We start from the raw sequence: 22599 nt of genomic DNA, 5'->3' as shown, positions 1-22599 counted from the left end.
GGTTAGCGATTTAACCAAGGCGCCAGTGCTTGCAAGGTGCGTTCTACAGCCCCTCGGTTTTGCTCAACAACCTGTAATCCGGCTTGTCCTGCTTGCGCGCCCAGTGGTGGCGACGAGAAAAAGGCACCGATCTTCGCGGCAATATCGCGGCTGTCGTTGCACACTTGCAAGGCGCCCGCTTCAATCAAGGTGTCACCAATCACTTGGAAATTGTAGTAGCTGGGTCCCGTTAATTGTGGCTTGGCGAGCGCGGCAGGCTCGAGCAAGTTATGCCCACCGACTTTAGGGCCGAGAAAGCTACCCGCCATGACAACCACGTTCGCAGCAGCCAGATATGTCATCATTTCTCCCATGGTATCCCCTAAATAGACTTGCGAGGATAGGGCGATTGGCGCGTCACTCGTACGGCGCTGGACGCTGAGTCCGTGGGTGTGGATCTGCGCTTCTACGCCATCAAACCGCTCCGGATGACGGGGAACCAGAATTAACAAGGCATCGGGATAATCACGGAGCAAGGCAGCATGGGCGTCGAGCATGATGGCATCTTCGCCCTCATGCGTACTGGCGGCGACCCAGCATGGACGCGCTCCAATGTCATCAATCAGTGATTGGCCCAGATGTGGGTCCGTAGCTTTAATATCAAATTTGACCGAGCCGACCGTCGCCAGCTTATTGTCAGCAACCCCCAATTCGGCAAAACGGGCCTTATCGCTGTCGTGCTGACATAAAATTACATCGATATTTTGGCTCATGGTACGAAATAGCGGTGCGATTCGTTTATAGCCGCGGCACGCTTTCTCGGACAAGCGCGCATTGATGACCACGATAGGCACACCGGCTTGATGGACGTTAACGAGGGTGTTTGGCCACAGCTCGGTTTCCATAATCACGCACAGGCGGGGTTTGACTGCGCGCAAAAAACCACGGACAGCGAAGTTAAAATCGACTGGCATATAGCGATGGATAATGCCTTCTATCTTCTCTGCCTGCTCTGCGCCGGTTGGAGTCGTGGTGGTGACGAGCAGAGGAATGGATGGATAGGCCTGCTGCAACGCGGCAATTACGGGTTTCGCGGCGAGTACTTCACCCACAGAAACCGCATGCAGCCAAATCGGCTGCCCCTCAACAGCTGGCGTACGGCCAAAGTGCTCCCGCCATCGCGCACCGACGGCCGGTTTCCCGGAACGTTTTTGATATAGGCCCACTAATAACAATGGGGCAACAAGAGTCAGGATAAAGGTGTATAGCCAGCGCACGAATCAGTCCCAAACCTTATACATAATTGTTATACTACGAAACAAATTAACACCTTCCAAATGATGTAAATATTATGGACNGGCATTGTGTATGATTTTCCAATCACTCAAAGAAGAGAAAACCTATAACTTTGATGTGATTGTTGCCGATGATGGATCATCCGATGATATCACTTCATGGTTAAAAGACTATATTAAATTGCTTCCTTTTCGCGTGTTTCATGTCTGGCATGAAGATAAAGGATTTAGAAAAAATCGAATTTTGAATAAATCGATCGCTGCGTCTAAAACGGATTATTTAATTTTTATCGATGGCGATTGTGTACCTCAAGCTGGTTTTGTGCAAGATCATCTTTATGCTGCAGAAAAAGGGGTAGTCGTTTGTGGTCGTCGTGTCGAACTGTCTGAAAAATACACCCAAAAATTATATTCTTCTCCAGAGAAGTCAACATTTAGTCATGTTTATTTCATTCCAATGATGTTCCGTTATTTGTGGTTTAATCTGTTAGGTTATGATACAGACGTTACCGGTAAACACATTGAAAACGGTATTCATATAAAGTTTCTCAGAAATCTAATGTTAAAAAGGCGTTTAGAAAAGTCTATTATCGGTTGTAATTTTTCTTTGTTTAAAGACGATTTCAAAAAAATCAACGGATTTGATATGAACTATGAAGCGCCTGCAGTGGGTGAAGATACAGATATTGAGTTTCGTTTGAATGGCGTTGGTATAAAAACAAAAGCACTAAAATTTGGTGCAGCATTACTGCACCTTTATCACCAAGAGCTTAAAAGGCCATCTATCAATCAGGACATCTTTCAAGAAACCGTGAAAAATAAAGCATTCTGGGCAAACAATGGTTTAGACAAGCTATAGTTTTTCATGGATGATGTGCTGGTAAATATCTTGATACTTTTGTGCGCATATTGAGATATCAAATTTTTTGGCTGTATTTAATGCTTCTCGGGCCATACATTCTAACAACTCAGGTGTTTGAGATAGTGTTTCAATATAGTGAGCAAGTGATGCAGCATCACCAGACGGGATCAGATAGCCATTAGTCTCGTGATTAATAATATCAGGGATCCCGCCTGCCTTCGTACCAACTGCCGGCAAGCCTGTGGCCATCGCTTCGAGGATCACAGAGCCTAGCCCTTCACTATACGAAGGGTGAACTAGTAAATCGGCGGCTGCGAACCAGTTCCCCATTGCGCTTTGTTTACCCATAAAGCTAATGTTGCCAAGGCCTTGTGCTTGCTTTTCGAGCTCAGCGCGCGCTTTACCATCGCCTAGTAAGCAGATGTGAATCTGAGGGGCGTGCTTCTCGAGCACCTTGGCGGCGCCAATAGTGACATCAAAGCCTTTATGGGCGTACATATTCGCGGCTTGAATGACCAAAAACTTATTAGCAAACTGCGCCTTAATCGCGTCGACGTCAGCGTCTGAAACCGGATACTGAACCGGAGAGCTAGGAATGGTTGCGACATTCGCTTGAGGGTGGCGCCGAGTTATCTGGCGGACAATCTCCGAACTGAGCCCGACCAACGTACTTGCACGAGTATAGGCAAGTTGAGATAGCCATTTACGCTTTAGGGGATTATCAATGCGTCGTGTGACGATATAGGGTACGCCATGTATCAAGCGCTGGAGCAGCGCCCAATAGATGGCTCGGCCTTCATGAACATGGACCACATCGCAGTCAGCGGTGATTGAGCGCTGATGCGAGCGAGTATAATGCTTACAAAGCACTAATTGGCACTGTTCAAGTGCGCGAATTTCATCAGCAAACGGGCTTTTGGGGTTAGCGACCACAGTGAGTTGATAACCCATTGCGAGCTGTTGTTTGATCAGTGTGAGTGTTTGTCGCTCACCGCCGCTAAACCCAGATGCAAGATTGACATGGCAAATGTGCATATCAAGATTGCCTCTTAACATAGTCTCTCAACCACAAATCGGCATAGCGTGTGAAGACGACATTAGCACTGAGTAGTGCGAGGACAAGCCCATGTCGACCATCTAAAAAGCCTTTTTTTAATATATACATTTTTATGAATCGAAATAGTGCATGGCTAATAGCTTTTAATACACTCGACGACTTTTTACCCTCCCTCTGATCACTCCAAAGCTTTATGTACTGGTTGGTCTTCGCGGTGTACTCATGAAGATAATGAAATGTATTATGCTTTAATACACCATCTAAATAGACTTTTTGATGTGTACTGGGTACTAAAACATGTTCATGGACTAGCGAGTCAGAATACTGAGCCTCAGATGTTTTATAGAGACGACAGATCCAATCAGGGTGCCAACCAGAGTGTTTTATTTCCTTGCCAAATGCACGGGATAGTCGGTTCACATAATAAACTGTGTTCGTTTGTTGGCTATTAATGGCACTTAAGATGCTTTCTTTTAATTCAGGTGTGACTTGTTCATCAGCATCTAGCCACAAGACAAAATCACTTTCCACATATGCTTGTGCGCGCTGTCGCTGCTTACCAAAACCTTGCCAATCTGATTCAATATAAACTTTGTCTGTATATTGTTTGGCAATATCGAGCGTCTGATCGGTGCTGCCAGAATCAAGAATGATGATCTCATCGACCCATCCCTCTACGGACTGTAGACACGGCTCGAGATTGTGTGCCTCGTTTTTTACAATCAGTGCGACGGCAAGAGTATTAGTTGTTTTGGTCATGATGGCTTCCCTGTCCTTGCCACTAGATCAATTACCTGGCGTGGGTCCAACTCGTTTAAACATTTTAAATGCCCTAACGGACATTCGCGTTTAAAGCATGGGCGACAGTCGATATCGGTGTGAATAATATCGACCTTATGGGTTAATGGGGGCGTATATTCCGGGGATGTGGAGCCGTATACTGCAATCACATGACAATTTACCGCGGCAGCGATATGCATTAAGCCCGAGTCGTTGCTGACCACAGTTTGGCAGGCGCCGAGTAAGTCAACGGCTTCAATCAGGCTGGTTTTTCCCGCTAACACATACATGTCATCTTGCAGGCCAGACAGTGCGGCAATGTTTTCACAAGTTTCAACGTCTTTTGCCGAGCCGAATAGCCATACTTGGTAGCCTTGTGCAATCATCGCTTGTGCGACCGCGGCATAGTGGCGTTCGGGCCACTTTTTCGCTGGGCCAAATTCGGCCCCTGGGCATAAACCAAGCACGGGCTTATCTTGATTTAGCCCCAGTTTTTTGACCACGGCCGCTTGTGCGTCAGGGTCAATGGTTAACTCAGGTTTTGGCAGGCCTTCAAGACCGCCGAGTGAGGCTGAGCTTTGCATCTCAGCACGAGGGTGAGCCAATGCGACATAGCGCTCAACCATGTACTGAAAGGCTTTCTTGTTGGGGCGTAAGTCATTCAGCAAGCCATACCGCATTTCACCTTTCCAGCCGGTGCGCACTGGAATATTGGCAAACCAAGGGATCAGTGCCGATTTGGCCGAATTAGGCAACACATAGGCGTGATCATAGTGGTGCTTTGCGAGTGCTTTACCCAATTGGCGACGTTTACCGAGCGCAAATTCGCCATGGCCGAGCGGCATCTCAATGCTGCGATTGACCTCTGGCATGCGTGCCAAAATTGGGGCACACCACGCTGGTGCCATCACATCAATCTTGGCGTTAGGGTGCTGTTGCTTAATAGTTTTATACAGTGATTGTGACATCACCATATCGCCTACCCAAGAGGGACCGATGACCAGTATGTTCATCATGCTGCCGCCTTCTTTTTTGCTTCTTGATAAATGTTGCGGCCATCTTCTCGGGTCCGGAGAAGCTGAAGAATCCACATATATTGGTCTAGCTGTCCTTCTAGCATTGTCTCGATTTGCGCATTCATAGCGCGTGCATCTGTCTGACTTTCACCGGTAGGAAAGTCGTTGAATGCGGGATAAACGGTGATGTTAAATCGCCCTGTTTGGGCATTAAAGCCGGACAATACCGGGACAATATGGGAACGGGTCACTTTGCTTAGCTTGCCCAAGCTTGGCAAGGTGGCTTTGGTGGTGGCAAAAAACGGCACGAATTCGCTGCTTTCATCACGCATATCTTCATCGGGCAAGTAGTAACCCAGGAATCCGCGTTTAACTGCGCGAATAAAGGGTTTAATACCGGCCTCACGCTCGTAGCAGTTCCCGCCGTATTGCACGCGTTGGCGATGCATCAGCCAATCCAGCAGGCGATTCTTTTGTCGTTTAGAAAAGGCCGCCACCGGCAGTCCTTGAGAAGCAAACAGAATGGCCGCGGCATCAATGGCCCATGTGTGGGGCACAAACAGGATCACCGCTTCGTCATTATCCGTGTGGCGAGTGATGTTCTCCATGCCCGCGACGTCACAGTGGTGTTGAAACCAATGGCGGCTTCGCAAGGTGATCAGCGGAAAGCTAAGCAAAAAGGCCCCAGCCGTGGTTAAGGTTTCTACCAAAATCGCCTGACGTGCCTCGGCGGATTTGTCAGGAAAGCAGGCTTCGAGGTTAAGCCATGCATTCAAAATGGTACCTTTTTTCTTTGCTACCAGTTTGTTGGCGACCCAGCGAGAAAAGCGATACTTCGCCTTAGCCGGAGTGAGTAAACAAACGGGAAGGGCAACCAAAAGCATCAGCCATGTGCCCCAGTATTTTGGCGCCAGATAGGCCCGCGAAAATTCTGGGTTGTAAGCATGCGCGTCGTAATCGTGTCGCTGTTTTGTCATTGCTCTTTCTCACGCCCCAGCCTCACTGGGGCGAACTATTGTTATTAGCGATTAATTTCGGCCAAGTACGCGGCAACACCTTCAGCAACGGTTTTAAATGTTGCGGTGTAGCCAGCCTCTCGAACCTTGGTGAGATCGGCTTGCGTGTAGGCTTGGTAACGGCCTTTCAGGTGGGCAGGAAATGGAATTTCTTCGATTTCACCTTTGCCGTGAAATGCGATCACTGCATTGGCAACGGCGCTGAATGGCTCAGCACGGCCGGTACCGCAGTTAAAAATCCCAGAGACTTGCTGCTGCCAGAACCAGATGTTCATCGCGCAAACATCACCGACATAGACAAAATCACGTTTGAAGGTATCACTGCCTTCAAAAAGCTTGGGATTTTCACCGTTTAAAATTTGTTGGTTAAGGTGGTAGGCCACTGAGGCCATACTGCCTTTGTGCTGCTCGCGTGGGCCATACACATTAAAGTAGCGAAAGCCGGTGATAGGTGGCAGTGTTTCACCATGGGCTGCCGCATCGTCCCATACGCGACGGACATAGTTATCGAATTGCTGCTTCGAATAGCCATAGACATTGAGTGCCCCTTCATAGTCGGGCGCTTCAATAAAATCGCTGTCGCGGCCGCCGTAAGTAGCTGCTGACGAGGCGTATAAGAATGGAATATCACGCTCAATACAATAATGGAGAAGCTCTTTGGAGTACTCATAGTTATTGAGCATCATGTACTTACCATCCCACTCTGTGGTGGAAGAGCAGGCGCCTTGGTGAAAAACCGCCTCAATAGGACCAAAGTCATCACCCGCCATAATTTGGGTGAGGAAATCGTCTTTATCCATGTAGTCGGCGATATCGAGATCAACGAGGTTAGCGAACTTGGTGCCGTCTTTTAGGTTATCGACCACCACAATATCGCGATAGCCTTGCTGGTTGAGTGCTTTTACTAAGTTGCTGCCGATCATGCCGGCGCCACCTGTCACAATTATCATATCATTACCTAAATTTTTGCCTGACGACAGACGCCGTCGCCTTCGCTGTTGTCTGTGATAGTATGGTTTAGCATCAACCGGGCAGAGGACAGAACCATACATGAAAACCCGCGATCGAATTATCCATGCTGCACTGGCTTTGTTCAATCAACACGGCGAGCCAAATATTACCACAAACCATATTGCGGCTGACCTCGGTATCAGCCCGGGCAACCTTTACTATCACTTTCGCAATAAAGAGGCGATTATACACAGTATATTCGACCAATACGCGCAAGATCTCGCCTTGGCGTTTGATCCTCATCAGCCCCGCGACGATACCCAAGCCCTGTTGCAGCATTATTTAGACGCGACGTTTAGCCTGATGTGGCGGTATCGGTTTTTTTACGCCAACCTGCCCGACATCCTGCGCCGAGATGAAGCTTTGCAACAAAAGTACCTGGCCGCCCAGCAACAGCTGCAAGTTAATTTAATGACCATACTTCAACACTATAGCCAAGCAGGCTGGCTCGCGCTGGATGAAAGTGCCCTTAGTGCCGTTGGCGAAACCCTGAAGTTGGTGGCGTCGAGCTGGATTTTTTACCAAAGCGCCCAGGCTCCCCAAACGCAAATTCACGCGGGGGTGATTTATAAAGGCGTGCTGCAAATGCTAGAGCTCCTCAGGCCCTTAACTACCGCACAAGGGCAAGCCGCCATTGGTGTATTAATAGACCACTATCGCAAGCAATTAGTTCGCCAAGATAAGCATGCTTTAGACACGCTGAACTGAGTAGTTCGACGGTTTGCCTGCCTAGCTGCGTGATATTCAAACAAGATGACAGCGATTACACGATATGAATCACTGTCTGACATCCCTTATTGGCACCCGGGTATTTAACGTGCCATGATAGCCGCCATCATTCGCTGCCACCGTTGGGCAGCGACCTTCGTAAAGTAATCATCACAGCATGGAGATTGCGATGACGGCTGCCTTCTATCAGCAAATTCGTCACCAGCTTGAGCAAGTAAAAGCTGATGGCTTGTACAAAAGTGAACGTCTTATTACCTCGCCACAAGCGGCCAGTGTTGCCGTCAATCATGAGCAGCAGGTACTGAACTTTTGCGCCAATAACTACTTGGGGTTGGCGAACCATCCTGAGTTGGTCAAGGCTGCCAAGGCAGGGATGGATGAGCACGGTTTTGGTATGGCGTCGGTACGGTTTATTTGTGGGACGCAAGATGCACACAAAACCCTGGAAGCCAAGTTATCTGACTTTCTCGGGATGGAAGATACCATCCTGTATTCCTCATGCTTTGATGCCAACGCGGGCTTGTTCGAAACCATTCTCGGCCCTGACGATGCCATTATTTCTGATGCGCTAAACCATGCGTCAATTATCGATGGCGTACGCTTGTGTAAAGCGAAGCGATTCCGTTATGCCAACAACGATATGGACGAACTGGAAGCCCAGCTTAAAGCCGCGAAAGCCGCCGGTGTGGCGAATATCTTGATTGTGACTGATGGTGTCTTCTCGATGGACGGCGTGGTGGCGAACTTACCAGCTGTGTGCGATCTGGCGGAGCAATATGGCGCGCTAGTCATGGTGGATGATTCCCACGCAGTTGGCTTTATGGGCGAGCATGGCCGAGGGACGCACGAATACCATCAAGTGATGGATCGTGTCGACATCATCACCGGCACCTTGGGTAAAGCGATGGGCGGCGCGTCAGGGGGCTACACGTCAGGCAAAAAAGAGGTGATTGATTGGCTGCGTCAGCGTTCGCGCCCTTATCTCTTCTCCAACTCTCTGGCACCTGCGATTGTGTCTGCCTCTATCCGTGTACTGGATATGCTAGCCGAGAGTGACCACTTGCGTGAGCAGCTTTGGGACAACAGCAAGCACTTCCGTGCACGCATGACGGAAGCTGGCTTTACGCTAGCAGGGGCCGATCACGCCATTATTCCTGTGATGCTTGGCGATGCCAAAGTCGCCAGTGAGTTTGCCGAGCGCATGATGGAAGAGGGCGTCTATGTGGTGGGCTTCTCCTACCCAGTGGTACCGAAAGGTCAAGCACGTATCCGCACCCAGATGTCAGCCGCGCATACGCGTGAGCAATTGGACCGAGCCATTGATGCCTTCATTAAAGTAGGCAAAGAGATGCAACTGATTGGGTAATGTCATGACACAAACAACCATGAAAGCGTTGGCGAAACTCAAAGCGGAGCCCGGCATTTGGATGACGGAGACCGAGCTTCCCGAGCTGGGGCACAACGATCTACTGATAAAGATTCGAAAAACGGCCATCTGTGGCACCGACGTGCACATTTACAAATGGGATGAGTGGTCGCAAAAGACCATTCCGGTGCCTATGGTGGTTGGCCATGAATATGTCGGTGAAGTAGTCGGCATTGGTCAGGAGGTACGCGGCTTCTCATTGGGTGACCGCGTATCGGGTGAAGGGCATATCACTTGTGGACACTGCCGCAACTGTCGCGGCGGTCGTACTCACCTGTGCCGCAACACCGTTGGTGTAGGCGTTAACCGTGAAGGTGCCTTCGCGGAGTATCTGGTGATCCCAGCGTTTAACGCGTTCAAAATCCCCGATGAGATCTCCGATGATTTAGCCTCGATTTTCGACCCATTCGGCAATGCCGTGCATACGGCGCTGTCCTTTGATTTGGTGGGCGAAGACGTGTTGATCACCGGCGCAGGGCCGATTGGCATCATGGCCGCTGCGGTGGCGCGTCATGTTGGGGCGCGTCATGTGGTGATCACCGATGTGAATGAATATCGCCTCGAGCTTGCTCGTAAGATGGGTGTTACACGTGCGGTCAATGTGGCTGAGTCATCTCTGGAGTCGGTAATGGCAGAGCTTGGCATGACGGAAGGCTTTGATGTTGGCCTCGAAATGTCTGGGGTGCCGGCGGCGTTTAATAGCATGCTGGCAGCCATGAACCACGGTGGCAAGATTGCGCTTCTTGGCATCCCACCGAGTGATATGGGCATTGATTGGAATCAGGTGATCTTTAAAGGGCTCGTGATCAAAGGTATCTACGGCCGCGAGATGTTCGAAACCTGGTACAAGATGGCATCGTTAATTCAATCTGGCTTGGATTTAACCCCGATCATCACCCATCACTACAGCGTGGATGACTTCCAACAAGGCTTTGATGTGATGTGTTCAGGGCAATCTGGCAAGGTGATCCTCGATTGGCAGCGTTAATGCCTCTGGTGTAGCAGCGCTGATGTACGCAAAACACCCGCACGCCCACCTATTTGGTGGGCGTTTTTAATCCAGCCAAGGGAGTGGATTGGTGGTGTTGCCTTTGCGGCGAATTTCGAAATACAAGGAAGGGGTGGATTGGCCACCGCTGTCGCCGACCAAGGCGATAGGCTCACCGGCGGTCACGGTATCGCCTACATCTTTTAGCAAGGCTTGGTTATAACCATACAAGGTCATGTCACCTTTACCGTGGTCTACGGCAATCAATAGGCCATAGCCACGCAACCAGCTCGATAGCACCACTTTACCCGCATGCGCCGCTTTCACTTCGGTGCCGCGCTTGGCGCCAATCACCACACCGTTCCAACTGACTTGGCCGGACTGACGTTCGCCAAAACGGTGTAATAACCTGCCTTTGACGGGCCAAGTAAGCTTGCCTTTGGCATTCGCAATCCCTGCCATCTTCACGGTGGCGCGTCGTGCCGCCGCGGCGATTTCTTCTTGTAAACGTTGTTTGTTCGCGTTGAGTTCCGCAAGGTAGGCACTGTCACTGGCAATTTGTGCGCGAATTTTTTTCGCCGTTTGACTTTGTGCGTTTTGCTCGCTTTCCAAATCCCGCTTTTTCTCTTGCAGTTCGGTGACTAAAGCAGACTGCTTATCGCGTTGTTGTTTCAATTGGTGCACGGTTAACTGATATTCGGTGCGTGTCGCGGCGAGGGACTCAATCGCAGCTTGACGAGACTGTGCCAAGGTTTCGGCATAGCGTGTGAGTCGGTCTAATTGTGCAATATCATCGCCACTGAGTAGTCGCTGGAGCTGATCGTTTTGGCCTTGACGGTATTGTGCGTCCAGTAAGTCGGCCAGTAAGGCTTGCTGGCCAATCATCTCCTGTTGGAGGCGGGACTGTTTTTTAGTGAGTGTCTCAATCTCGGCTTCTGTATCACCAAGAGCGCTCTGTGCAGAGCGAATCCGTTTCGATAGCGTTTCAATACGCGTGGCTTGCGCTTTTAAATCGCGTTGCAGGTGATTCAGTTTTTTGTTGTGTGCGGCCAATTGCGATTGTTGGCGAGCGATTTCATCACTGACCCCTTCCAACTGGGAATTGGCGCTCGTTGAAAAAGTGAGCAGGCACAGAAAAACGCCAGTGCACAAGGCACTGGCGCGGAGGGCTGTAAAAAAGCGTGTTCGTTTCTCCCGCATGAGAGGATTATTTCAGATCGAACACCGGCTTGCCAGTCATCTCTTCTGGAATCTCCATACCGGCCAAGGCCAGCATGGTTGGGGCCAGATCAGACAGCTTACCGCCTTCTTTCAACGTGATGTCTTTGCTGCCCACATACATCAGTGGCACTGGCAAATTGGTGTGCGCGGTGTAAGCGCCACCAGTGTTTGGATCCACCATCATCTCGGCGTTACCGTGATCGGCGGTGATCAGCATCTGGCCGTCCACTTCTTTAATCGCTTCAAGCACGCGACCAATGCAATGGTCTACCGCTTCACATGCCTTCACCGCAGCATCGTACACGCCAGTGTGGCCGACCATGTCGCCGTTCGGGTAGTTACAGATGATCATGTCGAACTTGCCAGACTTGATGGCCGCAACGAGCTTGTCAGTCAACTCTTCTGAGCTCATTTCAGGCTGCAGATCGTAGGTTGCTACTTTTGGTGAGGCAACCAACGCACGCTCTTCGCCTTCAAACACGGTCTCGATACCGCCGTTAAAGAAGAAAGTCACGTGAGCGTACTTCTCAGTTTCTGAGATACGCAGCTGGGTTTTGCCGTTTTTCGAGAGCCACTCACCCAAGGTGTTAGACAAGCTCTCTGGTGGGAAGGCGACCGTGGTATCGATGTCGGCCGCATATTCTGTCAGCATCACAAAGTCAGACAGCTCGGCGTATTTTTTACGCGTAAAGCCATCGAAATCCGGCATAAAGGCGCGGGTCATTTGACGCGCACGGTCGGCACGGAAGTTCATGAAGATCACTGCATCGCCGTCGTTGATGGTCGCTTTATTATCACCGTCGCGATAAATTTCGGTCGGCGCGACAAACTCATCGTTTTCTTCACGGGCGTACGCAGCCTCTAGGCCCTCAACCGCGCTGGTGGCAGCGAACTCGCCGTGGGCTTGGGTAAGCAGGTCATACGCGCGCTCAACACGGTCCCAGTTGTTGTCACGGTCCATCGCGTAGTAACGGCCCACCAAAGACGCAATACGGCCTTTACCGAGTTTGGCAAATAGGGCATCAAAACGCTCAAGTGATGCTTTGGCGCTGCGTGGTGGCGTATCACGCCCGTCGAGGAAGCAGTGCAGGTAGATTTGGTCGGCACCGCGTTCAGCGGCAAGCTCAACCATAGCCGCAATATGGTCTTCATGACTGTGTACACCGCCTGGCGACATCAGACCCATAATGTGAACCGCTTTACCTTTGTCTACCGCTTTATCAACCGCAGCAGTCAGCGCTGGCGTTTGGTTAAATTCACCATCTGCAATGGCTTTGGTGATCCGAGTCAAGTCTTGGTAAACCACGCGGCCAGCACCAATGTTCACGTGTCCCACTTCTGAGTTACCCATTTGCCCGTCCGGCAGGCCCACATCGAAACCTGATGCAGAGATCAAGGTGCTGTTAGCGGCCATCAGGCTATCGAGTACCGGGGTGTTGGCGTTGGTGATCGCATTATCGCTTTGTGGATCGCGATAACCCCAACCATCGAGAATCACCAGTGCGAGTGGTTTTTTTGCAGACATATTACGTCCTCTCAATTCAAGCTAAAGACTGACATTGGCTGCCATAAGACAACCACTGAGGCTTGATGCCGACCCGAGCTGAGCAGCAGCATGACTCAATGGTCATTGAATGAGCGTAATTTTACTACATTTTACGCCGCGATATGTAGGCTAAGATCAATTATCCCTGCTGACAAGTTGACCATTAGGCTTGCCAATACCCCTTGAGTCCCCTCATTATGGCGAAGATCCAGCCGGCTTGCGAATGGCTTTGCTCGATTTCTGCTATTGGTGAAACCTTCTTTCTTTTCAAGTTATTGAGCGGATGGGGAAAACCGTGCTAGTCATCTGGCAAGTGAGCGAGCGCGCGGATTTGCGCGGACAGGCTGTAAAACCATGGCGAGCAAGTTATACTCGACACCATTTTTCACCCCTTGATGGATTCTCGCGACGCGAGTCAGCAAGCAGTATAGAGCAAAGATTATGCAGGAATATATCGATTTCGTCTCCAACAACATGCTCCTCACTTTGGTTTGGGTAGGTTTGGCCGCAGCACTGCTGATGTCCTTAATTAAGCAGAAAACCGCGGCATACAAAGTGGTTGCGCCGAACCAAGCGGCGATCATCACCAACCGTGAAAACGGTGTGTTTGTCGATATCCGCAGTCGTGATGAGTACCGTGCTGGCCACATCACCGGTGCGATCAACCTCTTGCCGAGTGAAATCAAATCGAACTCACTGGGTGAGCTTGAAAAGCACAAAAATGACCCCATCATTGTGGTATGTAAAACAGGTCAAACGGCGGCAGAAAGCGCAAACCAGCTAGTCAAAGCTGGGTTTGACACTGTGTATGTACTGAAAGATGGTCTCACCTCTTGGAATGATGCCAATATGCCACTGGTTCGCGCCAAAAGCAGCAAGGGCAAAACTAAGAAGAAAAAGTGATCATCAACTCAAATATCGAGCGGTCGCATGACGCGGCGGCTCGCTTTTTTTAATGTGCTGGGCACATTGAGCCAATTTAAAGTAAGGATTAACCATCATGGCTGAAGCAGAAACCAATCAACAAGCCGAGCAAAACTTTGCAATCCAACGCGTGTTTTTGAAAGATGTGTCTTTCGAAGCGCCAAACTCGCCGGAAGTGTTCCAACAAGATTGGGCGCCAGACGTTAACTTGGATCTCGATACGCAAAGCCGTGAGCTAGGCGAAGGCATTTATGAAGTGGTTCTGCGCCTCACGGTGACAGTGAAAAACCAAGACAGCAATGCCTTCCTTTGTGAAGTGCAGCAAGGCGGTATTTTCTCAGTGACTGGCATGGAAGCGCCACAATTGGCACACTGCTTGGGTGCATTCTGCCCGAACATTCTTTTCCCGTATGCCCGTGAAACCATTTCAAGCTTGGTCGTCAAAGGCACCTTCCCGCAACTGAACCTAGCGCCTGTTAACTTTGATGCGCTGTTCATGAACTACTTGCAACAGCAAGCTGACGAGCAAAAAACCGAAGACGCGCAAGCGTAAGGATTGGCCATGACCACGTTGGCACCGACACAAGACGCTGCAATCACCGTACTAGGCGCAGGCTCTTACGGCACAGCACTGGCGATTTCACTTGCCAGAAACGGTGCCAATGTCGTGTTGTGGGGCCATGATCCCCTGCATATCGCGCAGCTTGAAACGGATCGTGCCAATCAGGCGTTTTTGCCTGACATCGCGTTTCCGGACTCATTGATCTTGTGTGCTGACTTAGCGGTGGCAGTGAATGCCAGCCGCGATTTGTTAGTTGTGGTACCCAGCCACGTCTTTGGTGATGTGCTGGGTAAGGTGAAGCCTTACCTACGTGCTGATTCTCGCGTGTGTTGGGCTACCAAAGGGCTTGAGCCAGAAACCGGACGCCTTTTACAAGAGGTGGCTCGGGAGCAACTGGGCGACAACATCCCGCTTGCGGTCTTGTCGGGTCCCACCTTCGCCAAAGAGCTGGCGGCAGGCTTGCCTACCGCGATTTCTGTGGCCTCTCCGGATGCGACATTTGTGAGTGAGTTACAAGACACCATTCACTGTCAGCACAGCTTTCGCGTTTATGGTAACCACGACTTCATCGGCATGCAGCTTGGCGGTGCGGTGAAGAATGTGATTGCGATTGGCGCAGGGATCTCCGATGGGATTGGCTTTGGCGCCAACGCGCGCACCGCACTGATCACCCGAGGGCTTGCTGAAATGACACGCTTGGGCGAGGCGCTCGGTGCGTCACGCGATACCTTTATGGGCATGGCTGGACTCGGTGATTTGGTGCTTACTTGTACCGATAACCAATCTCGAAATCGTCGCTTTGGCTTAGCGCTCGGGCAGGGCGAGGGCGTTCAAGACGCGCAAGATAAGATTGGTCAAGTGGTTGAAGGTTACCGCAATACCAAAGAAGTGTGGGCGCTGGCGCAACGCGCGGGTGTGGAAATGCCGATTGTCGAGCAAATCTATCAAGTCCTTTACCAAGGTAAAGCGGCTCAACAAGCAGCAAAAGACTTGCTCGCACGAGAGAAAAAGTCGGAATAATCGCCCAGCGAGTGCAGACATAAACGCGCGGGGTGAGAACCGCGCGTTTTTTTTATACACTGGCAGTGGCACTGGACGTATATGCGTCCTGGTTGTAGGTCATTTTTGTAAGGACGAAGGCAGTGAATAAGGCCAGAAAAGAATGCCAGCAACACCGCGTATGGCAAGCGGTGAAAAAGGAAGCGCGCGAGCATGCTGAACGCGAGCCGATGTTGGCGAGTTTTTACCATGCCACCATTATCAAGCACGACAACCTTGCCAGTGCGTTAAGTTATATTTTGGCGAACAAGCTATCGACCCCGTCGATGCCGTCGATGGCGGTGCGAGAGGTCATCGAAGAAGTCTATGCCAATGATGCTTGCGTGACGGAGTCAGCCGCCTGCGATATTTGTGCCACGGTAGAGCGTGATCCCGCGGTGGAGCTATATTCAACGCCACTTTTATACCTAAAAGGTTTTCATGCGTTGCAAGGCTTTCGCGTCGCGAATTGGTTATGGCGTCAGGGCCGTAAGGAGCTCGCCACCTATCTTCAAAATCAAATCTCGGTGACATGCCAAGTTGATGTGCACCCTGCTGCCTGTATCGGGCGTGGCATTATGTTTGACCATGCCACTGGCATTGTGATCGGCGAAACCGCGGTGATTGAAGACGATGTCTCTATCCTACAAGACGTGACCTTGGGCGGTACTGGTAAAGAAGGGGGCGATCGCCATCCAAAAGTCCGCACAGGGGTGATGATTGGCGCAGGGGCGAAGATTTTGGGCAATATCGATATTGGCGAAGGCGCGAAAATCGGTTCCTGCTCTGTGGTACTCAACCCTGTTCCGCCCCATACCACCGTGGCCGGTGTACCGGCGAAAATTGTGGGCCGACCCAGCTCGCATATGCCGTCTTTGGATATGGACCAAGAATTCAACGGCTCGCATAAAACCTTTATCTCTGGTGATGGGATCTAATCTAGCCGATAAAAAAACGGAGCCACTGGCTCCGTTTTTGTTCGCATATTGAACGAGATTAAAACAGCTTTTCTGCTACTTCGTACAAATCTTGGCGGAATGGACGCTTCATGTTTTCAATAGCGTCGATGATGTCGTGATGCACCATTTTATCGTTCTGAATACCCACACAACGGCCACCTTCACCTTGCTGGAGAAGATCGACGGCATACGCACCCATGCGGGATGCCAAAATACGGTCAAAAGCACCCGGTTGGCCGCCACGCTGGATATGGCCCAAGATGGTTGCACGGGTCTCGCGGCCGGTTTCGGTCTCGATAAACTTCGCCAGTTCGTTTACGTCGGTCATCAATTCTGTGATAGCGACAATGGCGTGTTTCTTACCCTTGTAGATCCCTTCTTTGATTTTCGACAGCAGTTTGTCTTTATCCAAGCCAGTCTCTGGGGTAATGATGTATTCGCAGCCACCCGCAACGGATGCCATCAAGGTGAGGTCACCACAATGGCGGCCCATCACTTCGACAATCGAGATACGTTGGTGAGAGGATGAGGTATCGCGCAGACGGTCAATCGCATCGATAACGGTGTTCAAGGCGGTCATGTAACCGATGGTGTAGTCAGTACCGGCTACATCGTTGTCAATAGTGCCGGGTAGGCCGATACAAGGATAGCCCATTTCAGTAAGCTTCTTGGCGCCCATGAATGAGCCGTCGCCGCCAATTACCACCAGTGCATCGATACCGTGCATCTTGAGGTTTTGGATCGCTTGTTCACGTACTTTCTCGTCCGCGAACTCAGGGAAGCGGGCTGAGCCTAAAAACGTACCGCCGCGGTTAATCACGTCGGAAACACTGGTGCGGTTAAGACGCTCAATGCGGTTTTGGTGTAAACCGAGAAAGCCATCATAGATGCCGTAAACTTCGAGTCCTTCGGTGAGTGCGCTACGTACCACTCCACGAATCGCTGCATTCATGCCCGGCGCATCGCCGCCACTGGTCAAAACACCAATTTTTCTAACCATGGTTACCCTCTGACTTTTGGTCAATTAGTTCGCGCCGATTGCGGTAATGGCAACCTATTTGCCCCAGTGAACCCGCAACGACTGTTGCTTAGACTGTAATTTTCCTACTTCTGTAATAGTATTACAATTACTGTCGCTAAAAAGTTGATACATGTCAGCCCTGTGGGCTTTTGTTCACTGCCGATGACGAGAATTGTGTGCGCTCTTTGTTCACCACGGACACGGGATCTTGGTGGATCATGATGTCCGCGCCGGGAAATGCAATGAGCAACCGGTCTTCCACTTCATCGGCAATGGTATGTGCATCTACTAAGGGTAGCTCGTCATCCAGCTCAATGTGCAGTTGGATAAACGTTGTCATCCCAGCTTGGCGTGTACGCAGCTGGTGGATCCCCCGCACACCCGCGACAGAGCTGGAAAGCACGGCGATGCGTTCCTGATCATCAAGCGGAATTTGCCGGTCGAGTAACGACTGGACTGCCTCGTAGGCCATTTTGATTGCTTGCCACAAAATAAAGCCACTGATCCCAATCGCGAACCAGGCGTCGGCTTGTGTCCATCCATACCAACTAAGGACCAATGCAATAATGATCGCCACATTCATCAGCAAATCTGACTGATAGTGCAGCGCATCGGCGCGAATCGCGGGGCTCGCGGTTTTACGAATTACCCACTTTTGAAACAGCACCAACCCCAAAGTCACGAGCGTTGCCCCCACACTCACAGCGACCCCGAGTTCAGGGGCTGCAATAGGTACAGGCTTGAACAAACGTTCAAGCCCACTGAGCAGCAAAAACGAGGCCGAACCGACAATAAAGGTTGATTGGGCTACGGCGGCTAATGACTCAGCCTTACCATGGCCAAAGCTGTGTTCATTGTCAGCCGGTTGCACGGCATAACGCACCACGACTAAGTTGGTTAATGAGGCGAGCAAGTCGAGTAGCGAGTCGACGAAGGAGGCGAGCACACTGACCGAGCCGGTCAGCCACCAAGCAATCAGCTTGGCGACCAGCAATAGGGTGGCGACGCAGGTTGCGGCCCAAGCAGCGGCCTCAACCCAGAAGGCATACTTTTGTGTCATACCAAGGGCAGAAGGTTAATAAATTCTGCCCTCAGTATATATCTCATTCACAGCAAACGTATGACACGACGCAGGTTTAACGTGAACAATCGCCTTTTTTGCCGTGATGACGATGATGCCCTTTGCCTTGTTTGTCATGCTTTTTATGCATGGCGTCAAAGAACGCGGTTTGCTGCTCCGGGGTGAGCACCTGCATCATCGCGTGTTGATGACGCGCATGGGCCACGCGGCGTTCAATATTCGGCTGTGGATGAGCCGACAATAAATCGCGCACCGCCTGCTCATTAAAGGTCTCTTGGGTCAATAAGGTTTTCATCTTTGCTTGAAAGTCGCCGCGTGCCTGCTGACGTTGAGTGCGATACTCATCACGCAGTGCTTGGAGTTGATTCTGTTGAGCCTCGGTTAAGTTCAGATCACGCCACATACCGCGGTCCATACCATCGCCAAAGTGGGGAGCGGCGAGGGTGGGCAGGGCAATGGCGGCTATTGCTAGGCCGATAGTGAAACGTTTCATGATTTTTCTCCGGTGGTGAGTGGTTACCTGTTTAGCTTACGGGCTGGGATGTAAAGTCACGTTATTCGGTGTAAAGATGGGTAAAGTCACTCACCCGCGGGCGTAGCTATGATAGAACTACAGCTAATTGATAATGGGCAGAGAGTCTGATTGCCATGCAAGAGGTTTTGATCATCGATGATGATACCGCACTAACGGATTTACTCAGTGAGCTGCTCTCACTGGAGGGATTTTCGGTGCGTTGTGCGGATAATGGCCAAGCTGGCCTTGAGATGGCGAGTGCCTCGCCCCCTGACATTATTCTGCTTGATGTGATGATGCCGGTTTTGAACGGCATGGAAACCTTGCGTCAGCTGCGCGCCACATCCAACGTCGCGATCTTGATGCTCACGGCGCGGGGAGAAGAAGTAGACCGAGTGATGGGGCTCGAGCTAGGGGCGGATGACTATTTGGCCAAACCCTTTAGCGATCGCGAACTTTTGGCGCGAATGCGGGCCATTTTGCGCCGAACGCAGGTCGTAAGCGCAGAGTCGGCACCGCCTGAAGATGAGCCGGTACTGGTCCATCATGATGTGCGAGTGTATCCGCGTCGATTAGAGACGGTGTGCCAAGATAAACCCGTGGCGTTGACCGGTATGGAAACCGAAATGTTGGCCTGTTTGCTTCATCACCCCGGTGAAGTGGTAAGTAAAGCCTTGTTAAGTGAGCAGGTGCTAGGAAAGCGACTAATGCCCTTTGACCGTGCAGTCGATGTGCATATTTCCAATTTGCGTAAGAAGCTGCCAGAGCGCCTTGATGGCAAACCTAGGATTAAAACTCTAAGGGGTAAAGGCTATCTATGGGTCGACTAGGTCTCTGGCGTCGCCAGCTCGCCGAGCGCTGGTCTCGGGTGCCCTTTCTCGGAAGTTTATACGGTCGGGTTTTTATCATTTTCTGGTTGACGCTGCTGGCGGTGTTGGCGGCGGTTATTTGGGCACAGCGAGAGGATCCGCGTAGCCTGCATACCATTCCCTCGCCGGAAAAAGCCCGTATCCAGGCCCAACTGGACCAATTGGTAGCAATCTCACAACAGCGTGAGATTCCAATTGCGGTGATGGTTGCGCGTCAGAATCAACATCGCGGTCATCGTCGCACGCCCTATAAGTTGTATTGGGTGCCTGATAGCGCGACATTAGGATCTTTGCCACGCGAATTACGCCATTTTATATCGCAAACCACCGATACTGATGCGCCGATGCAGCGCCTTTATCACCGCAATATGTTAGCCGGCCCTTTCCCCGTCACTACCGCGCGTGAAGCCGGAACCTTTTATCATGCTCGGCGTTGGCAACCCAAGCTGCCGTTTGTGCTTAAAATTTTGGAAAAACCGCAGCACTTATTAGTGGTGACCATGTTGGTCAGTACCCCTTTGTTGCTCTGGTTGGCATATACCTTGACGCGTCCCGCGCGTCGGTTTCAAACCGCGAGTCAGCGGGTCGCCAAGGGGCAGTTGGTGATTGATTCTACCCTTGAGCAAGGCCCCAAAGAGTTTCGCGACGCAGGTCGAGGCTTTAACCAAATGGTGACCGCGCTCAATCAGATGGTGACTGGGCAGCAACAACTGGTGTCAGATATTTCCCATGAGTTGCGCTCACCCTTGACCCGATTACAAATGGCACGCGCCTTGGCCGCGCGTGAATTGGGCGATAGCGAAGTGTTAGCGCGGATTGAACGGGAAGCGAGCCAATTGGAAGCCTTGATCAGCGAGCTACTCACCTTGTCACGACTGCAATCGCAAGGACAGCTTGAACGCGAATCCATCAGTGCTCAAGTACTCTGGCAATCGGTCGTTGACGATGCCCAATTTGAAGCGGGGCAGCAAGGTAAACAGATCGAGGCGACTCCCTTTCCTGATGTCGCATTAACCGTCAATGTGCGCTTAGCCCGCAGTGCGCTCGACAATGTGCTGCGTAATGCGATTCGCTACGCCAATAAACATGTCTGCCTATCGGTCACGAGCGAGCAAGCGGGGTTAAATATTGAGATTCAGGACGATGGCCCCGGCGTCCCTGAGACCATGCTGACTGATATTTTCCGCCCCTTTTATCGCGTGTCTGCCGCGCGAGACCGTCAATCGGGTGGTACTGGGCTTGGGCTGGCGATTACCGCACAAGCCGTACAGCAGCATGGTGGCCAAGTCAGTGCCGCGAACCATCCACAAGGTGGACTCGTGGTGCGCTTGCAATGGCCGAGTGGTTAATATTGCGCAATCTACCAGCGGTTGCGACAATACCTGCCTTGCTTACTTTGGTAATGAACTCTCATGTTTGATATAGCGCTTTACGAGCCTGAAATTGCCCCTAATACGGGGAATATCATTCGTCTTTGTGCCAACTGTGGTGCGAACTTGCATTTGATTGAGCCGCTTGGCTTTGATCTAGAAGAAAAGAAAGTCCGTCGTGCGGGACTGGATTATCACGATCTTGCCCGAGTGACACGTCATAAAGACTATGCGGCGTTTGCAAACGCGATGGCGGGTCGTCGGATCTTTGCGTGTACCACCAAAGCCACCCAGTTTCATACGGAGGCGACGTTTGCGGAAGGTGATGTGTTGTTGTTTGGGCCAGAAACGCGCGGCTTGCCTGATGCGTTGATCCAAGCATTACCCGATGCGCAGCGTTTACGCATACCTATGCAGCCAGAGGCACGTAGCCTTAATCTGTCTAATGCCGTGGCCATTATTGGCTATGAAGCGTGGCGGCAATTAGGTTTTACCGGCGCACAATAAAAAACGTCCCCAGATTGGGGACGTTTTGTTAGACGTTTAGCGTCAGTCGCTTACGCTTTTTTCGCTTCAGCCGCTGCTTTAGCGATAGCGGCAAAGCCCGCTGCGTCAAGCGCGGCACCGCCAACTAGCGCGCCGTCGATATCCGGCATCGCGAATAGCTCTGCAGCATTTCCTGCTTTTACTGAACCGCCGTACTGAATCACAACCTTGCTTGCGACGTCTTCGCTGTAAGACGCAATGTGCTTACGAATGGCCGCGTGGATTTCTTGAGCCTGTTCCGCAGTCGCAGCTTTACCAGTACCGATCGCCCAAATAGGTTCATAGGCAATGATCGCACCGTTCAGCGCTTCAACACCTTGTGATTGGATCACTGCGTCAAGCTGACGTGCACAGACAGCAAGGGTTTCGCCCGCTTCGTTTTGCGCTTCGGACTCACCGATACAAAGTACTGGCGTGAGGCCATTTTCTTTCAAGAAAGCGAATTTCTGCGCGACAAATTCGTCAGATTCTTGGTGATATTCACGACGCTCTGAGTGGCCGATAATAATATGGGTGGCACCAAAGTCTTTCAGCATCTCTGCAGAAATATCACCGGTGAATGCGCCGCTGTTGTGTGTGTCTACGTTTTGCGCACCAAGCTTAATGGCGCTATCCGCCAGCAGTTGTTCGGCTTGAGCCAAATACATGACCGGTGGCGCAACAGCAACGTCCACACCTTCCACGCCTTTAAGTTCAGCGTTCAGGCCGTTAAGCAGTTCAGTGACCATGGCTTTGCTGCCATTGAGTTTCCAGTTACCCATTACCAATGGACGGCGCATAGGAATTCCT

General features: G+C 51.1%; 23 protein-coding genes. 11 read left to right on the top strand and 12 right to left on the bottom strand.

The genetic code is table 11. The features are described from left to right. Nucleotides 1–2: 2 nt before the first annotated feature. Nucleotides 3–1256: a lipid IV(A) 3-deoxy-D-manno-octulosonic acid transferase gene (waaA, locus tag BZG82_RS03935; RefSeq protein ID WP_077765202.1), complete on the bottom strand. Its 1254-nt coding sequence runs from the start codon at nt 1254–1256 to the stop codon at nt 3–5. Between the two features lie 91 nt (nt 1257–1347). Between waaA and BZG82_RS03930 the strand changes: the two genes are divergently transcribed. After that, entirely contained in the window at nt 1348–2133 is a 786-nt protein-coding gene (locus tag BZG82_RS03930; protein ID WP_077765201.1) for a glycosyltransferase, read from the top strand. On the opposite strand, the gene BZG82_RS03925 is transcribed toward BZG82_RS03930, so the two are convergent. From BZG82_RS03925 to rfaD, 5 genes are read right to left on the bottom strand one after another with little or no spacing between them, the layout of a single operon-like run. After that, the gene (locus tag BZG82_RS03925) at nt 2128–3171 is read right to left on the bottom strand and encodes a glycosyltransferase family 4 protein (RefSeq protein ID WP_077662599.1); all 1044 of its coding nucleotides are present in this window, start codon (nt 3169–3171) and stop codon (nt 2128–2130) included. The genes BZG82_RS03930 and BZG82_RS03925 overlap by 6 nt on opposite strands. Before the next feature lies 1 nt (nt 3172). Further along, complete coding sequence (locus tag BZG82_RS03920; protein WP_077479536.1) at nt 3173–3952, bottom strand: glycosyltransferase family 2 protein; 780 nt, start codon at nt 3950–3952, stop codon at nt 3173–3175. Further along, complete coding sequence (gene waaF / locus BZG82_RS03915; RefSeq protein WP_077765200.1) at nt 3949–4989, bottom strand: lipopolysaccharide heptosyltransferase II; 1041 nt, start codon at nt 4987–4989, stop codon at nt 3949–3951. Before waaF ends, BZG82_RS03920 begins: the two co-directional genes overlap by 4 nt. Further along, a complete protein-coding gene (locus tag BZG82_RS03910) occupies nt 4986–5966 on the bottom strand; it encodes a lipid A biosynthesis (KDO)2-(lauroyl)-lipid IVA acyltransferase (protein ID WP_077479534.1) in 981 nt (326 codons plus the stop codon). The genes waaF and BZG82_RS03910 overlap by 4 nt, the downstream gene beginning before the upstream one ends. Nucleotides 5967–6010: 44 nt before the next feature. Continuing rightward, nucleotides 6011–6955: an ADP-glyceromanno-heptose 6-epimerase gene (gene rfaD, locus BZG82_RS03905; RefSeq protein WP_077765199.1), complete on the bottom strand. Its 945-nt coding sequence runs from the start codon at nt 6953–6955 to the stop codon at nt 6011–6013. A gap of 100 nt (nt 6956–7055) precedes the next feature. Here rfaD and BZG82_RS03900 point away from each other — a divergent pair, with 100 nt between their 5' ends. The 3 genes from BZG82_RS03900 (at nt 7056) to tdh (ending at nt 10159) form a co-directional block, all read left to right on the top strand. Next, a complete protein-coding gene (locus BZG82_RS03900) occupies nt 7056–7724 on the top strand; it encodes a TetR/AcrR family transcriptional regulator (protein WP_069590877.1) in 669 nt (222 codons plus the stop codon). A gap of 190 nt (nt 7725–7914) precedes the next feature. Beyond that, nucleotides 7915–9111 carry a glycine C-acetyltransferase gene (locus tag BZG82_RS03895; protein ID WP_069590876.1) on the top strand — a complete coding sequence of 399 codons (1197 nt, stop codon included), beginning with the start codon at nt 7915–7917 and terminating at the stop codon, nt 9109–9111. 19 nt (nt 9112–9130) lie between these two features. After that, a complete protein-coding gene (tdh, locus tag BZG82_RS03890) occupies nt 9131–10159 on the top strand; it encodes an L-threonine 3-dehydrogenase (protein ID WP_101494759.1) in 1029 nt (342 codons plus the stop codon). A gap of 66 nt (nt 10160–10225) precedes the next feature. Here the strand turns inward: tdh and BZG82_RS03885 are convergent, their stop codons facing one another. Then, nucleotides 10226–11254 (bottom strand): murein hydrolase activator EnvC family protein, encoded by a 1029-nt coding sequence (locus tag BZG82_RS03885; protein ID WP_338012744.1) that lies wholly within the window; start codon nt 11252–11254, stop codon nt 10226–10228. A 112-nt stretch (nt 11255–11366) separates the two neighbouring features. Beyond that, nucleotides 11367–12905 (bottom strand): 2,3-bisphosphoglycerate-independent phosphoglycerate mutase, encoded by a 1539-nt coding sequence (gene gpmM / locus BZG82_RS03880; RefSeq protein WP_077678120.1) that lies wholly within the window; start codon nt 12903–12905, stop codon nt 11367–11369. Between the two features lie 462 nt (nt 12906–13367). Here gpmM and BZG82_RS03875 point away from each other — a divergent pair, with 462 nt between their 5' ends. The 4 genes from BZG82_RS03875 (at nt 13368) to cysE (ending at nt 16388) form a co-directional block, all read left to right on the top strand. Then, nucleotides 13368–13829, top strand: coding sequence for a rhodanese-like domain-containing protein (locus tag BZG82_RS03875; RefSeq protein WP_077479530.1), 462 nt, complete (start codon nt 13368–13370; stop codon nt 13827–13829). A gap of 97 nt (nt 13830–13926) precedes the next feature. Continuing rightward, the gene (gene secB, locus BZG82_RS03870) at nt 13927–14403 is read left to right on the top strand and encodes a protein-export chaperone SecB (RefSeq protein ID WP_069590868.1); all 477 of its coding nucleotides are present in this window, start codon (nt 13927–13929) and stop codon (nt 14401–14403) included. A 9-nt stretch (nt 14404–14412) separates the two neighbouring features. Then, the gene (gpsA, locus tag BZG82_RS03865; protein WP_077455085.1) at nt 14413–15432 is read left to right on the top strand and encodes an NAD(P)H-dependent glycerol-3-phosphate dehydrogenase; all 1020 of its coding nucleotides are present in this window, start codon (nt 14413–14415) and stop codon (nt 15430–15432) included. A gap of 122 nt (nt 15433–15554) precedes the next feature. Continuing rightward, nucleotides 15555–16388, top strand: coding sequence for a serine O-acetyltransferase (gene cysE, locus BZG82_RS03860; RefSeq protein WP_069590864.1), 834 nt, complete (start codon nt 15555–15557; stop codon nt 16386–16388). 58 nt (nt 16389–16446) lie between these two features. Here cysE and pfkA read toward each other — a convergent pair whose 3' ends face one another. From pfkA to BZG82_RS03845, 3 genes are all read right to left on the bottom strand, one after another. Continuing rightward, nucleotides 16447–17409, bottom strand: coding sequence for a 6-phosphofructokinase (gene pfkA / locus BZG82_RS03855; RefSeq protein ID WP_069590862.1), 963 nt, complete (start codon nt 17407–17409; stop codon nt 16447–16449). A gap of 154 nt (nt 17410–17563) precedes the next feature. Then, a complete protein-coding gene (fieF, locus tag BZG82_RS03850) occupies nt 17564–18490 on the bottom strand; it encodes a CDF family cation-efflux transporter FieF (RefSeq protein ID WP_077765198.1) in 927 nt (308 codons plus the stop codon). A gap of 76 nt (nt 18491–18566) precedes the next feature. Further along, complete coding sequence (locus tag BZG82_RS03845; RefSeq protein WP_077479526.1) at nt 18567–19004, bottom strand: Spy/CpxP family protein refolding chaperone; 438 nt, start codon at nt 19002–19004, stop codon at nt 18567–18569. Nucleotides 19005–19159: 155 nt separating this feature from the next. Between BZG82_RS03845 and BZG82_RS03840 the strand changes: the two genes are divergently transcribed. The 3 genes from BZG82_RS03840 to BZG82_RS03830 all read left to right on the top strand — a co-directional run bounded on the left by BZG82_RS03840 (nt 19160) and on the right by BZG82_RS03830 (nt 21771). Continuing rightward, nucleotides 19160–19855, top strand: coding sequence for a response regulator (locus tag BZG82_RS03840; RefSeq protein ID WP_077765197.1), 696 nt, complete (start codon nt 19160–19162; stop codon nt 19853–19855). Further along, nucleotides 19843–21243, top strand: coding sequence for an envelope stress sensor histidine kinase CpxA (cpxA, locus tag BZG82_RS03835; RefSeq protein ID WP_077765196.1), 1401 nt, complete (start codon nt 19843–19845; stop codon nt 21241–21243). The genes BZG82_RS03840 and cpxA overlap by 13 nt, the downstream gene beginning before the upstream one ends. Before the next feature lie 63 nt (nt 21244–21306). Next, nucleotides 21307–21771, top strand: coding sequence for a tRNA (cytidine(34)-2'-O)-methyltransferase (locus BZG82_RS03830; RefSeq protein ID WP_077765195.1), 465 nt, complete (start codon nt 21307–21309; stop codon nt 21769–21771). Nucleotides 21772–21821: 50 nt separating this feature from the next. Here BZG82_RS03830 and tpiA read toward each other — a convergent pair whose 3' ends face one another. Then, the gene (tpiA, locus tag BZG82_RS03825) at nt 21822–22589 is read right to left on the bottom strand and encodes a triose-phosphate isomerase (RefSeq protein ID WP_077479522.1); all 768 of its coding nucleotides are present in this window, start codon (nt 22587–22589) and stop codon (nt 21822–21824) included. Nucleotides 22590–22599: the final 10 nt, after the last annotated feature.

The organism is Salinivibrio sp. PR5, assembly GCF_001996085.1.
In the GTDB taxonomy this organism is placed as follows: domain Bacteria; phylum Pseudomonadota; class Gammaproteobacteria; order Enterobacterales; family Vibrionaceae; genus Salinivibrio; species Salinivibrio proteolyticus.
The sequence above is the reverse complement of the archived record's forward strand: the minus strand, read 5'-3'. Positions and strand labels throughout refer to the sequence as shown.

Coding starts and splice junctions, on each gene's coding strand:
- fieF (WP_077765198.1), bottom strand. CDS start 18,490: ATGACACAAAAGTATGCCTTCTGGGTTGAGGCCGCTGCTTGGGCCGCA.
- pfkA (WP_069590862.1), bottom strand. CDS start 17,409: ATGGTTAGAAAAATTGGTGTTTTGACCAGTGGCGGCGATGCGCCGGGC.
- BZG82_RS03930 (WP_077765201.1), top strand. CDS start 1,348: ATGATTTTCCAATCACTCAAAGAAGAGAAAACCTATAACTTTGATGTG.
- BZG82_RS03920 (WP_077479536.1), bottom strand. CDS start 3,952: ATGACCAAAACAACTAATACTCTTGCCGTCGCACTGATTGTAAAAAAC.
- gpsA (WP_077455085.1), top strand. CDS start 14,413: ATGACCACGTTGGCACCGACACAAGACGCTGCAATCACCGTACTAGGC.
- gpmM (WP_077678120.1), bottom strand. CDS start 12,905: ATGTCTGCAAAAAAACCACTCGCACTGGTGATTCTCGATGGTTGGGGT.
- BZG82_RS03910 (WP_077479534.1), bottom strand. CDS start 5,966: ATGACAAAACAGCGACACGATTACGACGCGCATGCTTACAACCCAGAA.
- tdh (WP_101494759.1), top strand. CDS start 9,131: ATGAAAGCGTTGGCGAAACTCAAAGCGGAGCCCGGCATTTGGATGACG.
- BZG82_RS03845 (WP_077479526.1), bottom strand. CDS start 19,004: ATGAAACGTTTCACTATCGGCCTAGCAATAGCCGCCATTGCCCTGCCC.
- waaF (WP_077765200.1), bottom strand. CDS start 4,989: ATGATGAACATACTGGTCATCGGTCCCTCTTGGGTAGGCGATATGGTG.
- BZG82_RS03875 (WP_077479530.1), top strand. CDS start 13,368: ATGCAGGAATATATCGATTTCGTCTCCAACAACATGCTCCTCACTTTG.
- BZG82_RS03895 (WP_069590876.1), top strand. CDS start 7,915: ATGACGGCTGCCTTCTATCAGCAAATTCGTCACCAGCTTGAGCAAGTA.
- BZG82_RS03900 (WP_069590877.1), top strand. CDS start 7,056: ATGAAAACCCGCGATCGAATTATCCATGCTGCACTGGCTTTGTTCAAT.
- BZG82_RS03840 (WP_077765197.1), top strand. CDS start 19,160: ATGCAAGAGGTTTTGATCATCGATGATGATACCGCACTAACGGATTTA.
- BZG82_RS03830 (WP_077765195.1), top strand. CDS start 21,307: ATGTTTGATATAGCGCTTTACGAGCCTGAAATTGCCCCTAATACGGGG.
- secB (WP_069590868.1), top strand. CDS start 13,927: ATGGCTGAAGCAGAAACCAATCAACAAGCCGAGCAAAACTTTGCAATC.
- BZG82_RS03925 (WP_077662599.1), bottom strand. CDS start 3,171: ATGCACATTTGCCATGTCAATCTTGCATCTGGGTTTAGCGGCGGTGAG.
- rfaD (WP_077765199.1), bottom strand. CDS start 6,955: ATGATAATTGTGACAGGTGGCGCCGGCATGATCGGCAGCAACTTAGTA.
- cpxA (WP_077765196.1), top strand. CDS start 19,843: ATGGGTCGACTAGGTCTCTGGCGTCGCCAGCTCGCCGAGCGCTGGTCT.
- tpiA (WP_077479522.1), bottom strand. CDS start 22,589: ATGCGCCGTCCATTGGTAATGGGTAACTGGAAACTCAATGGCAGCAAA.